This is a genomic window from Mycolicibacterium confluentis (assembly GCF_010729895.1).
Lineage (GTDB): Bacteria > Actinomycetota > Actinomycetes > Mycobacteriales > Mycobacteriaceae > Mycobacterium > Mycobacterium confluentis.
Window position 1 is genome coordinate 797043 of sequence record NZ_AP022612.1, and the last position, 11820, is coordinate 808862.

Below are 11820 nucleotides of genomic sequence, written 5' to 3' on the forward strand. Positions count from 1 at the left end.
ATGAGTTTTGAGCCGGATGCCCTGAAAGCCTTCGTAAACCGCTACCTCGACACTGTCGTCAACGGCTCGGCCGACGACGTCGCGGCGCTCTACGCCGAGGACGCCACGCTTGAGGACCCGGTGGGCTGCGGCGAAGTGCACATCGGCCGGCAGGCCATCGCGGGTTTCTACAAGAATCTGGGCGGCGCCGAGCTCACGACCGAACTGCTGAGCTTCCGCCCGGGCGGCAACGAGGCCGCCTTCATCTTCGCGATCACCGTCGGCGGTGCCATGCGCATCGAGCCCATCGAGGTGATGACGTTCAACAGCGACGGCCTGATCACGGCGATGAAGGCGTACTGGAGTCCGGCAGACGTCACCCAGCTGTGACGGTCTAGGCGACGTGCCGGTCCAGGCGGGTCCAGAAGATCTGACGGTCTAGAAGACCGCGAACCACATCGCGATGTAGTGGCAGACCGCCGCGACCGCGGTGCAGGCGTGGAAGAACTCGTGGTGGCCGAACGTGGTGGGCCACGGGTTGGGCCATTTGAGCGCGTAGAGCACACCGCCGATGCTGTACAGCGCGCCGCCGACGATCAGCAGCACGACCGCGGCCACGCCGGCGCCGTTCATGATCGGGCCGATGAACCAGGCCGCGACCCAGCCCAACAGGATGTACAGCGGCACCCCGAGCCAGCGGGGTGCGGTCGGCCAGAGCATCTTCAGCAGCACGCCCGCGATGGCACCGCCCCACACGATCCAGAACAGCACCATGCCCTTGGCGGACGGCAGGGCCAGCAGCGCGAACGGCGTGTAACTGCCGGCGATGAAGATGAAGATCATCGAGTGGTCGAGGCGCTTCATCCATTTGCGCGCTGTGGCTGAGCGCCAGTTCACCCGGTGGTAGGTGCCGCTGACGGCGAACATCGCCACGATCGTGAAGGTGTAGAGCAGCGTCGCCAGACCGGCGCGCGTCGATTCGAGCGACCACGACACCGAAACCAGTGCGGCGCCTGCGATGAACGCCACAATGGCGGAGTAGACGTGAATCCAGCCGCGGGCGCGTGGCTTGCCGAGGAATTCGGCCACCCCGTCGACGACGGCCTGTGGGAAGTCTTCTGCGAGGTCGATCTGCGTGATCTCTCGCTTACCGCTCGTGGGGGCACTCATTGGCTGATCTCCGTGGTCCGCTGGTACTGCCCGGATCGTTCGAGGTTCACCCCGCATGACAGTAGTCTCAATTGTTGTGGACATCATTCCCCCGCGTCTCAAAGAGCCCGTTTATCGGCTCTATGAAATGCGGCTGCGCCACGACCTGAAGCGATCTCGCTCACAACTGCCTCGCCACATCGCCGTGCTGTGCGACGGAAACCGGCGCTGGGCACGGGATGCGGGGTACGACGACGTCAGCGTCGGCTACCGGATGGGCGCGGCGAAGATCGCCGAGATGCTGCGTTGGTGTCAGGCCGCGGGCATCGAGATGACCACCGTGTACCTGCTGTCGACCGAGAATCTGCGCCGCGATCCCGAGGAGTTGGCGGCGCTGATCGAGATCATCACCGAGGTGGTCGAGGAGATCTGCGCGCCGGCCAACCATTGGAGCGTGCGCACCGTCGGAGACCTCGAACTGCTGGGCGACGAGACGGCCCGCAGGCTGCGGCACGCGGTCGAGTCCACACCGTCGGAGGATTCCGCCGGGGCCTTCCACGTCAACGTCGCGGTCGGCTACGGCGGCCGCCAGGAGATCGTCGACGCCGTGCGCGCGCTGCTGTCCAAGGAGCTGGCCAACGGCGCGACGGCCGAGCAGTTGATCGACGCGGTCTCGGTCGAGGGGATCTCGGAGAACCTCTACACGTCGGGCCAACCCGATCCCGATCTGGTGATCCGGACGTCGGGCGAGCAGCGGCTCTCGGGGTTCCTGCTGTGGCAGAGCGCGTACTCGGAGATGTGGTTCACCGAGGCGCACTGGCCCGAGTTCCGGCGGGTGGACTTCCTGCGCGCCCTGCGCGACTACAGCGCACGACATCGACGGTTCGGGATCTGAGCCCATGGCTGCGCTCTCGGCGGTGGTGTTCACGCTGAGCTGGTGGCTCGGCCTCTACCTCCTGGCGCGCAATCCGCGGAAACCCGTGCTGGTGCTCGCCGCGGCGGGGTTGTGCAGCTTCGCGCTCGTCGTTGCCCTCGACGCGATCCGGTTGACCTCGGACCACCACGCCGAACTCCTGGGCCGCATCGAGATCCACCTTGTGGCGCTGCCGGGAATCGCGTGGTCCGCGGTGCTTCTCGAACTGGCGCGCTCCGGTGAGCGCTGGCGCAGCCGGATCGGGCAGGGCGCGGCGCTCGCGGTGATCGCGGTGGCGGCGCTGGTCGGTGCGACCTGGGCCGGCGGGGTCGAGGGGCCGCTGCGGTCCGGGCACTGGTTGATGTTCATTTCGATCTCGACCGCCGCGCTGGCGGCCATGGTCGTCGCGGTTCGGAACAGGCCGCGCCCGGGTTCGGTGGTGGGCGTCGTCGTCGTCGCGACGCTGTTCTTCGCTTTGGCGAACGCGATCCTGGTGATTCCGCTGGGCCTTGTGCCCAGTTGGCTCGCGCTGGCGTCCACCGGGTTCGACGTGCTGCTGCTCGGCGTCGCGGTGGCCGTCTGGGACGCCTTCGACGAGGGGCAGGCGCTGCGCGCTGACATGCTGCGCTCGTTCGTGGGCACGATCCTGGTGGCCGCACTCTTCGGCGGTCAGGCCCTGCTGGGCGTTGCGGTGATCCCGGAGGACGGGCGCACCGTGGTGACCGCGCTGCTGTTCACGAGCCTGGCGGTCGCGATCGCCATCAACGTGCTGGCCGATCCGCTGGCCGGGGTGCTGGACCGGTTGGCGTTCTCCCGGTCGCCCGCGCTGCGTGCCGACCGGGCGGCGTTGCGCAGCACCGAGGCCGCGCTGCCCCTGCGGTCCGAGAGCTCCCTCGACGGCGTCGACGACGAGACATTCGCGCGCCTGACCCGGCGGGCATTGGGCCACTACGCGGACCTGAGCAAGCTGGTGGCCAGTCCCTTGACCGCGCTGCCGGTGATCGGTGAGCGCCTGGCCGCCCGCGGCGCACCCGACCAACCGCTCGAGCGCGCCAATGAACTCAAGGCCGTGCTCGCCGACCGCATCGCCGCACTCAAACCCCGCGACGGCCGCGAGTTCGGAACCACCGAGGAGTGGAGGTACTACAACTCGCTGTACTTCCCGTACGTCGTCGGGGTGCGCGCGTACGCCCAGAATGCGACCGCCGCCGGTTTGGATCCCGTCGCGCGGCAGGCGTGGCAGTGGATGGTCACCGACGTGCCGCAGCGCTCTCTGCACAACTGGCAGAACGCCGCCGCGAGGGTGATCGCGGCGGACCTGCGGGCACCCGCCACAGTGTCCAGCGAGTGATCTGGCAGTGGTTGGCAGTGCGGGTGGTCGATCTGGCAGTGGCCGCTGAGCAGCATTTCTCCTGTAAGCAACCCACGATCACAGGAGATCGCAATGACTGCCACCACCACCAGGACCACCCCGGACCAGACCGACTCCCTGCTGCGTCTGGCCCTCCGATTGGACGCCACCCTGACCGGCATCTGCGGTCTGGCCGTGGCGGCATTCGCCGGTCCGCTGGCTGAGTTGACCGGGCTGACGTCGACCATCACCTACGTCCTCGGCGCCGCGCTGGTGCTCTACGGCGTGGTGGTCTACGGCTTGGCTGGTCTGCGTCTGCTGCGCCGCGCGGGCATCGGCGTGATGATCGCGAACCTCGTCTGCACCGTGGGCGCGGTGTTGGTCGTGGTGGAGGGCCTGGCGCCGCTGACCGGAGTGGGTGTCGCGGTGGCGCTGGCCTCGGCGGTCTACACGACCTTCTTCGCCGCGTGGCAGTACCTCGGAGTGCGCCGTCTGGCGTGACTCCCTCCGCCCGGTGCGGGGTGTGCCGTCGCAAGAGGTTACGGCGCTGCACCCCCGCACCGGTTTCTGCGGTGTGTGGCGTCTGGCGCCGGTCAGACTCCACACATCGCTTCAGAGTTTGCGCAGGCACCGTTCCGGCCCGGAGATTTTCCCATCGCCCACCTCTGGGCGAATTTCGTCGGGGATCCGCCGAGCACGCATCCACGTACAGAATTCGGCCTCGGAACCGTACGCCAGTGCACGCTGGGCGCAGATCCGACACCTGCCCGCCTGCGATGTGTGGAGTCTGGCGCCGGTCAGGCGCCACCGGGCCACTTAGAGTTTGCGCAGGCGCAGGCGGTTGATCGAGTGGTCGGAGTCCTTGCGCAGCACCAGCGTCGCGCGCGGGCGTGTCGGCAGGATGTTCTCGATCAGGTTGGGCCGGTTGATCGAATGCCAGATGTCGCGCGCAGCGAACTCGGCCTGCTCGTCGGTCAGCGTGGCGTAACTGTGGAAGTGCGACTGCGGGTCGGCGAACGCGCCGGCACGCATCGACAGGAACCGCGAGATGTACCAATGCTCGATGTCCTCGATGCGGGCGTCGACGTAGACCGAGAAGTCGAACAGGTCCGAGACCATCAGCGTGGGACCGGTCTGCAGGACGTTGAGACCCTCGAGAATGAGGATGTCAGGGTGGCGCACGGTGTGCTTCTCGTCGGGCACGATGTCGTAGATCAGGTGCGAGTACACCGGTGCGCAGGCCAACTCCGCGCCGGACTTCACCGTCGTGACGAAGCGCATCAGGGCTCGTCGGTCGTAGCTTTCCGGAAAGCCCTTGCGGTGCATGATGTTCCGCCGGGACAGCTCGGCGTTCGGGTAGAGGAACCCGTCGGTGGTGACCAGGTCCACCCGCCGGTGCGGTTCCCAGCGGGCCAGCAGGGCCTGCAGCACACGCGCGGTGGTCGACTTTCCCACCGCGACGCTTCCGGCCACACCGATGATGAACGGCACCGGACGGTCCGGATTCTGCTGCGGTTCGCCGAGGAACTCCGCGGTGGCCGCGAACAGTCGCTGACGCGCTGCGACCTGGAGATGGATCAGCCGCGCGAGCGGCAGATAGACCTCTTCGACCTCGAGCAGATCCAACTGCTCACCGAGGCCGCGCAGTCCGAAGAGCTCTTCTTCGGTCAGCTTCAGCGGCGTGGACATACGGAGGGAGCGCCATTGCGTTCGGTCGAACTCCACATAAGGGCTCGGCTCGCTCAGCCGCGACATGGCGTTCAGTCTTACAGCACGCGCTGAGCGGTCGCCGTGTGGGTAGCGTTGAGCGTCATGGAACCCGCCACCCTGATCCGCGAGTACCTGTTGCTCGGCCTGCGCTTCGATCGCATCGAAGAGGGCTACGTCGACTCGTTCACCGGCGATGCGGCGCTGCGCCGCATCGTGGCCGACGAGGCCGCACCCGCCCCCGCCGACCTCACCAGGCAGGCGCAGCGCCTCCTCGACGCGCTGCCAGGAGTCCCCCGCCAAGACGGATTCGACGAGACCCGCGCGGCGTATGTGGGCGCACATCTGCGTGCATTGGAGTGCGCGGGACGCAAGTTCGCGGGGGAGGAAGTCGGGTTCGTCGACGAGGTCCGCGACTACTTCGACGTCGAGATCAGCAAGGGTGACGAGGACCGCTACCGCGAGGCGCACGCGCGCCTCGACGACGTGCTCGGCGGCGCGGGGCCGCTGGCCGAGCGCATGGAGGCGGACCGGCGCAACGACGAGATCCCGCCCGAACGTCTCGGTGAGTGCATCGAGGCGTTCTCCAGCGCGCTGCGGGACCGCGTCCGCGCCGAGTTCCCTCTGCCCGACCGCGAGACCGTGGTCTACGAGATCGTGACCGACAAGCCCTGGTCGGGGTTCAACTACTACCAGGGCGACTACCGCTCAACCGTCGCCGTCAACGCCGACCTGCGGCAGCAGATGTCGAACCTGCCGTCGCTGGTGGCCCACGAGTCCTACCCGGGTCATCACACCGAGCACTGCCGCAAGGAGGCCGGCCTGGTCGAGGGGCTCGGTCAGCAGGAACAGACGATCTTCCTGGTCAACACCCCGCAGTGCCTCATGGCCGAGGGCCTGGCCGACCTCGCGCTGTACGCCGCGATCGGCCCGGAGTGGGGCAGCTGGGCAGCCGAGATCTACGCGGACCTCGGCCTGCGGTTCGACGGCGAGCGCGCCCAGGCGATCTCCGCGGCGCGGGCGACGCTGGCCGACGTGCGGCAGGACGCCGCGCTGATGCTGCACGACGAGCACCGCGACATCGACGACGTCGTGGCGTTCGTGCGCCGCTGGCTGCTGGTGGACGACACCAGGGCCCGGCAGATGATGCGATTCCTGTCGTCGCCGCTGTGGCGCGCCTACACCAGCACCTACGTCGAGGGCTACCGCCTGCTGCGGCCGTGGCTGGACAACCGGCCGGCCGGACAGAGCCTGACGCAGCGGTTCGGTCGGCTGCTCGATGAACCGCTGATCCCGTCGGCGCTGCGGGCCGCGGCCTGACGCACTCCGAACGCGGAGTTTGGCCTACCAGGCTCGCGGATTAGGCTGACGGGCATGACTGCAGACTCCACCGCGACAGCCTCCTCCGCAGCCCCCGGCGCCGAGTACGCCGCGACGGCGAGTGTGGCCTACCGAGCCGCGCTGGAGGTCATCGAGTCGGTGGAACCGCGCGTTGCCGCGGCGACCCGCAAGGAGCTGGCCGACCAGCGCGATTCGCTCAAGCTGATCGCCAGCGAGAACTACGCCTCGCCAGCGGTGCTGCTGACGATGGGCACCTGGTTCTCCGACAAGTACGCCGAGGGCACCGTCGGCCACCGGTTCTACGCCGCCTGCCAGAACGTCGACACCGTCGAGGCGCTGGCCGCCGAGCACGCGCGCGAACTGTTCGGCGCGCCGTACGCCTACGCGCAGCCGCACTCGGGCATCGACGCCAACCTGGTCGCCTACTGGGCGATCCTGGCCACCCGCGTCGAGGCGCCGGGCCTGGCCGAACTGGGCGCTAAGCACGTCAACGACCTGTCCGAGGCGGACTGGGAGAAGCTGCGCGCCAAGCTCGGCAACCAGCGCCTGCTGGGCATGTCGCTGGACACCGGCGGCCATCTCACGCACGGCTTCCGGCCCAACATCTCCGGCAAGATGTTCCACCAGCGTCAGTACGGCACGGACCCGAAGACCGGCCTGATCGACTACGACGTCGTCGCGGCGGCGGCCCGGGAGTTCAAGCCGCTGGTGCTCGTCGCGGGCTACTCGGCCTACCCGCGCCGGATCAACTTCGCCAAGATGCGTGAGATCGCCGACGAAGTTGGCGCGACGCTGATGGTCGACATGGCGCACTTCGCGGGTTTGGTCGCCGGCAAGGTGTTCACGGGCGACGAGAACCCGGTGCCGCACGCCCACGTCACGACCACGACCACGCACAAGTCGCTGCGCGGTCCGCGCGGTGGTCTGGTGCTGGCCACTGAGGAGTACGCACCGGCGGTCGACAAGGGCTGCCCGATGGTGCTCGGTGGCCCGCTGTCGCACGTCATGGCGGCCAAGGCCGTCGCGTTGGCCGAGGCCCGTCAGCCCGCGTTCCAGAGCTATGCGCAGGCCGTCGCCGACAACGCGAAGGCCCTGGCCGACGGCTTCCTCAAGCGCGGTGGTCAGCTGGTCACCGGCGGCACCGACAACCATCTGGTGCTGCTGGATGTGACGTCGTTCGGCCTGACGGGCCGGCAGGCCGAGTCCGCGCTGCTGGACGCCGGCATCGTCACCAACCGCAACGCCATCCCGGCCGACCCGAACGGCGCCTGGTACACCAGCGGCATCCGGTTCGGCACCCCGGCGCTGACCACGCGGGGCTTCGGCGCCGACGACTTCGACCGCGTCGCGGAACTCGTCGTCGAGGTGCTGTCCAACACGCAGCCCACGAAGGTCGACGGTCCCGCTGGGCATTCCAAGGCGAAGTACACCCTGGCCGACGGCACTGCCGACCGCGTGCACGCCGCGAGCGCGGAACTGCTGGCCGCCAACCCGCTGTACCCGGGCTTGACGCTCTGACCTGATCGCGAAGCCGGGCGTGGGGACTTTCGTCACCAATGTGGCGACACCCCCTGCCCCGATTTCAAGGAACATGTGAACCCGGGTTACAGTTAGTTTCATGGCTGAATTTCCCATTGCCAACGCGCTGACGCTGGAACTCGAGCCGGTGGTCGCCGAGAACCTGCAGCGTCACCTTGACACTGCCGAAGAGTGGTTCGCGCACGACTACGTGCCGTTCGAGCAGGGTGAGAACTTCGCCTTCCTCGGTGGGCGGGACTGGGATCCGTCGCAGCAGACCCTGCCGCAGCCCGTGGTCGACGCCCTGGAGATCCTGCAGATCACCAAGGACAACCTCGCCGGCTACCACCGCGAGATCGTCGAGCACTTCATCCTGGACTGGAAATGGGGCCGCTTCATCGGCCGCTGGACCGCTGAGGAGCACCTGCACGCGATCGTGCTGCGCAACTACCTCGTGGTCACCCGCAACTTCGACCCGACGGCCAACGAGGACGTCCGCGTCGACCACGTCATGAACAAGGGCTACCTGGCCAGGGACTTCACCCAGATCGAGACACTGGTGTTCATGTCGTTCTTCGAGAAGAGCTTCGCGGTGTTCTGCCGCCGCCTCGCCGAGCAGATCGAGGAGCCGGTGCTGCGCTCGCTGATCGAGCGCATCGCGCTCGACGAGGAGCGCCACGAGCTGTTCTTCCGCAACCTGGTCCGCTGGTGCGTCGATTACGACGAGGCCGAGACCGTCGTCGCCGTCGCGCGGCGCGCCGCTGGACTGCAGGTTCCCGGCGCCGACATCGACGCCTATCCGCAGAAGGTGGCCAACGTCGCCGAGTCGGGCATCTTCGGGCCCGAGCAGCTGAAGGCCGTGATCTCAGAGGAGATCGCCGCGTTCGGTCTGGCCGAGCGGCCAGAGTTGCGCGAGTTCATCTCCGCGTAACTCGCGCCGCGGCGCGCCTGCGCAGCACGAATGATGTTGCGGGAGTAGCGTCACACTCGATGGCTAGCGACATGCTCTGCTGTCCGGGCGGTATCTCCCGTAGCGACTACGGCAGGACCGGGCCCGGTCCTGATGCCGCTGCGCCCGCTGACATTCCTCCGCGGGGCCGCGCGGGGTCGAGGAGCGCCACGTGAACGATTCGCCATCGGCTTTCTCAAACCAGGTGCCGGGCCAAGTCGAGACCGGAAAGCGGACATATGTGCTGGACACATCGGTTCTGCTGTCCGATCCGTGGGCATGCACCAGGTTCGCCGAACACGAGGTCGTCGTCCCGCTTGTGGTGATCAGCGAGTTGGAGGCCAAACGCCACCACCATGAACTCGGCTGGTTCGCGCGGCAGGCGTTGCGCATGTTCGATGACCTCCGACTGGAGCACGGGCGCCTCGATCAACCCATTCCCGTTGGGACAGAAGGCGGTACGCTGCAGGTCGAGCTCAACCACAGCGATCCGTCGGTGCTGCCCGCCGGGTTCCGCACCGAGACCAACGATGCTCGGATCCTGACCTGTGCCGCCAATCTCGCGGCCGAGGGCAAGCGAGTCACGTTGGTGAGCAAGGACATTCCGCTGCGCGTGAAGGCGGGTGCGGTCGGCCTGCCCGCCGACGAGTACCGCGCCCAGGATGTCGTGACATCGGGTTGGACCGGTATGACCGAACTCGACGTGGCCGCCGATGACGTCGACATGCTCTTCAACGAGGGTGAAATCGACCTGCAAGCGGCGCGAGACCTGCCCTGCCACACCGGTGTTCGGCTGCTGGGCGGCAGCTCGCATGCGCTTGGCCGGGTGAACGCCGAGAAGCGCGTGCAACTGGTCCGTGGTGACCGCGAAGTGTTCGGCCTCCGGGGAAGGTCCGCCGAACAGCGCGTCGCACTGGATCTGCTGCTCGACGAGTCGGTCGGCATCGTGTCGCTGGGCGGAAAGGCCGGCACCGGCAAGTCGGCGCTCGCGCTGTGCGCGGGCCTGGAGGCGGTGCTGGAACGGCGCACGCAGCGTAAGGTCGTGGTCTTCCGACCGCTGTACGCGGTCGGCGGCCAGGATCTCGGCTACCTGCCAGGCAGTGAGAGCGACAAGATGGGGCCGTGGGCCCAGGCCGTGTTCGACACCCTGGAGGGGCTGGCCAGTCCGGCCGTGCTCGAGGAGGTGTTGTCCCGCGGGATGCTCGAGGTGCTGCCGCTGACCCACATCCGAGGCAGGTCGCTGCACGACTCCTTCGTGATCGTCGACGAGGCCCAGTCGTTGGAGCGCAACGTCCTGCTCACGGTGCTGTCGCGGTTGGGCACGGGATCGCGGGTGGTGCTGACCCATGACGTGGCACAGCGGGACAACCTGCGGGTCGGCCGGCATGACGGTGTCGCGGCAGTGATCGAGAAGCTCAAGGGCCATCCGCTGTTCGCGCACATCACGCTGCTGCGCAGCGAGCGGTCGCCGATTGCGGCGCTCGTGACCGAGATGCTCGAGGAGATCAGCCCCGGCGCGCTGCCCTGACCATCGCCTGAAACGACAAGACTGCGGTGACTGCGAATGTTTCGCAGTCACCGCAGCCTGGGTCGGGTGAGCCGGGCCGGGATCACTTGGCGGAGTTGATCGAGTTCTGGTGGATCGGCCGGTTGTCGCGGTGGTGGATGTTCTGGTGGGCGCTGCGCTCGGGCATGGGGCCGAAGTGCTGGGCGGAGGCGCTGATCGAGGGGCCGCCGGTGACGGGGGCCTGGGCGCTTGCGGAGCTGGCCACACCGAGGGCGATCAGGGCGGGAGCGACGGCCAGGGTGGCGGCGGCGGCGATGCGGCGGGTCATAGCGTTCATTTCGAGTTCCTTTGTTTTGCAGTGGTTTTGAATTCTGTTGGCGGGTTGTTTCGCCGGTGTTTCAAGAATGCGGCCTCAGGAGCGAGATGTCTGTCGGCCGTGCGGTGGAACGTAGGGATGAATCGGCTGTCCACCGAATGGGGGACAGCCGCCGGTAGGCTGCCAGCGTGCCTGGCATGCGCCACCCCGACACCGTCCGCTGGTCCTACTGGCGCACGGTCGTCGGCGCCTGTGCTGCGGCCCTGGTCGTGGTCGTCGGCGCCTGTACGGGGGACGTGAAGATCGACACGCCCGCGGAGTCCGCGGCCGACGTCGACTGCAGCGTCGTCAAGTGCGTCGCGTTGACGTTCGACGACGGGCCCAGCCCCTACACCGACCGTCTGCTCCAGATCCTCAAGGACAACGATGCAGGTGCGACGTTCTTCCTGATCGGCAACAAGGTCGCGGCCAACCCCGACGGCGCCAAGCGCATCGCCGAGGCCGGCATGGAGGTCGGGAGCCACACTTGGGAGCACCCGAACATGACCACGATCCCCGTCGAGGAGATTCCGGCGCAGTTCAGCCGGGCCAACGACGCGATCGAGCAGGCCACCGGGCGGCGTCCCACGCTGGTGCGCACCGCGGGCGGCCTGATCAACGACGCTGTGTTGGCCGAGGCCAAGAGGCAGGGCCTGGCCGACATCAACTGGGATGTCATTCCGTTCGACTGGGCCAATGACTCCGACACCGCGGCCACGCGCTACATGCTGATGACTCAGATCAAGCCGAACTCGGTGGTGCTGTTCCATGACACCTATTCGTCCACCGTCGATCTGGTCCAGCAGTTCATCCCGGTGCTCAAGGCCAACGACTATCACCTCGTGACGGTCAGTCAGATGCTCGGACCGCGTGAACCGGGCAGTGCCTACGGCAGCCGTGAGAACGGCCCGCCGGTCAACGAACTGCGGGACATCCCGGCCAGCGAGATCCCGACGCTGCCCGACACACCGTCGCCGACGCCCATGCCGAACTTCCCGATCACCGACATCCCCGGCGCCAACTCCGGCGGACCCACCAACGGGGCCTAACG

The 11820-nt window shown here is 67.7% G+C and carries 12 protein-coding genes; 9 read left to right on the top strand and 3 right to left on the bottom strand.

Features of this window, described 5'->3' with window-relative positions; translation table 11 throughout:
- Positions 1-369 (top strand): nuclear transport factor 2 family protein, encoded by a 369-nt coding sequence (locus G6N34_RS03760; RefSeq protein ID WP_085153777.1) that lies wholly within the window; start codon positions 1-3, stop codon positions 367-369.
- Between the two features lie 48 nt (positions 370-417).
- Here the strand turns inward: G6N34_RS03760 and trhA are convergent, their stop codons facing one another.
- Positions 418-1149: a PAQR family membrane homeostasis protein TrhA gene (trhA, locus tag G6N34_RS03765; RefSeq protein WP_085153779.1), complete on the bottom strand. Its 732-nt coding sequence runs from the start codon at positions 1147-1149 to the stop codon at positions 418-420.
- Positions 1150-1225: 76 nt separating this feature from the next.
- Between trhA and G6N34_RS03770 the strand changes: the two genes are divergently transcribed.
- From G6N34_RS03770 to G6N34_RS03780, 3 genes are all read left to right on the top strand, one after another.
- Positions 1226-2023 (top strand): (2Z,6E)-farnesyl diphosphate synthase, encoded by a 798-nt coding sequence (locus tag G6N34_RS03770; protein WP_085153781.1) that lies wholly within the window; start codon positions 1226-1228, stop codon positions 2021-2023.
- A gap of 4 nt (positions 2024-2027) precedes the next feature.
- Complete coding sequence (locus G6N34_RS03775) at positions 2028-3392, top strand: hypothetical protein (RefSeq protein ID WP_085153783.1); 1365 nt, start codon at positions 2028-2030, stop codon at positions 3390-3392.
- Between the two features lie 93 nt (positions 3393-3485).
- Positions 3486-3893 carry a hypothetical protein gene (locus G6N34_RS03780; RefSeq protein WP_085153785.1) on the top strand — a complete coding sequence of 136 codons (408 nt, stop codon included), beginning with the start codon at positions 3486-3488 and terminating at the stop codon, positions 3891-3893.
- A gap of 315 nt (positions 3894-4208) precedes the next feature.
- Here G6N34_RS03780 and coaA read toward each other — a convergent pair whose 3' ends face one another.
- Positions 4209-5147, bottom strand: a complete 939-nt coding sequence (gene coaA, locus G6N34_RS03785; protein ID WP_085153787.1) for a type I pantothenate kinase — start codon at positions 5145-5147, stop codon at positions 4209-4211.
- A gap of 57 nt (positions 5148-5204) precedes the next feature.
- Here coaA and G6N34_RS03790 point away from each other — a divergent pair, with 57 nt between their 5' ends.
- From G6N34_RS03790 to G6N34_RS03805, 4 genes are all read left to right on the top strand, one after another.
- On the top strand, positions 5205-6419 hold the full coding sequence (locus tag G6N34_RS03790; protein ID WP_085153789.1) for a DUF885 domain-containing protein: 1215 nt from the start codon (positions 5205-5207) through the stop codon (positions 6417-6419).
- Between the two features lie 54 nt (positions 6420-6473).
- Complete coding sequence (locus G6N34_RS03795) at positions 6474-7958, top strand: glycine hydroxymethyltransferase (protein ID WP_085153791.1); 1485 nt, start codon at positions 6474-6476, stop codon at positions 7956-7958.
- Between the two features lie 100 nt (positions 7959-8058).
- Positions 8059-8889, top strand: coding sequence for an acyl-ACP desaturase (locus tag G6N34_RS03800; protein ID WP_085153793.1), 831 nt, complete (start codon positions 8059-8061; stop codon positions 8887-8889).
- Positions 8890-9112: 223 nt separating this feature from the next.
- On the top strand, positions 9113-10435 hold the full coding sequence (locus G6N34_RS03805) for an RNA 5'-3' helicase PhoH2 (protein WP_407663257.1): 1323 nt from the start codon (positions 9113-9115) through the stop codon (positions 10433-10435).
- An 82-nt stretch (positions 10436-10517) separates the two neighbouring features.
- On the opposite strand, the gene G6N34_RS03810 is transcribed toward G6N34_RS03805, so the two are convergent.
- Positions 10518-10751, bottom strand: coding sequence for a hypothetical protein (locus G6N34_RS03810; RefSeq protein ID WP_133057796.1), 234 nt, complete (start codon positions 10749-10751; stop codon positions 10518-10520).
- A gap of 176 nt (positions 10752-10927) precedes the next feature.
- On the opposite strand from G6N34_RS03810, the gene G6N34_RS03815 reads away from it, so the two are divergent.
- Positions 10928-11818 carry a polysaccharide deacetylase family protein gene (locus G6N34_RS03815; RefSeq protein ID WP_085153799.1) on the top strand — a complete coding sequence of 297 codons (891 nt, stop codon included), beginning with the start codon at positions 10928-10930 and terminating at the stop codon, positions 11816-11818.
- The last annotated feature ends 2 nt before the right edge of the window (positions 11819-11820 follow it).

Excerpts from the sequence above, each read along its gene's own strand:
- G6N34_RS03760 (WP_085153777.1), top strand. The coding sequence starts at position 1 with ATGAGTTTTGAGCCGGATGCCCTGAAAGCCTTCGTAAACCGCTACCTC.
- trhA (WP_085153779.1), bottom strand. The coding sequence starts at position 1,149 with ATGAGTGCCCCCACGAGCGGTAAGCGAGAGATCACGCAGATCGACCTC.
- G6N34_RS03775 (WP_085153783.1), top strand. The coding sequence starts at position 2,028 with ATGGCTGCGCTCTCGGCGGTGGTGTTCACGCTGAGCTGGTGGCTCGGC.
- G6N34_RS03780 (WP_085153785.1), top strand. The coding sequence starts at position 3,486 with ATGACTGCCACCACCACCAGGACCACCCCGGACCAGACCGACTCCCTG.
- coaA (WP_085153787.1), bottom strand. The coding sequence starts at position 5,147 with ATGTCGCGGCTGAGCGAGCCGAGCCCTTATGTGGAGTTCGACCGAACG.
- G6N34_RS03790 (WP_085153789.1), top strand. The coding sequence starts at position 5,205 with ATGGAACCCGCCACCCTGATCCGCGAGTACCTGTTGCTCGGCCTGCGC.
- G6N34_RS03795 (WP_085153791.1), top strand. The coding sequence starts at position 6,474 with ATGACTGCAGACTCCACCGCGACAGCCTCCTCCGCAGCCCCCGGCGCC.
- G6N34_RS03800 (WP_085153793.1), top strand. The coding sequence starts at position 8,059 with ATGGCTGAATTTCCCATTGCCAACGCGCTGACGCTGGAACTCGAGCCG.
- G6N34_RS03810 (WP_133057796.1), bottom strand. The coding sequence starts at position 10,751 with ATGAACGCTATGACCCGCCGCATCGCCGCCGCCGCCACCCTGGCCGTC.
- G6N34_RS03815 (WP_085153799.1), top strand. The coding sequence starts at position 10,928 with ATGCGCCACCCCGACACCGTCCGCTGGTCCTACTGGCGCACGGTCGTC.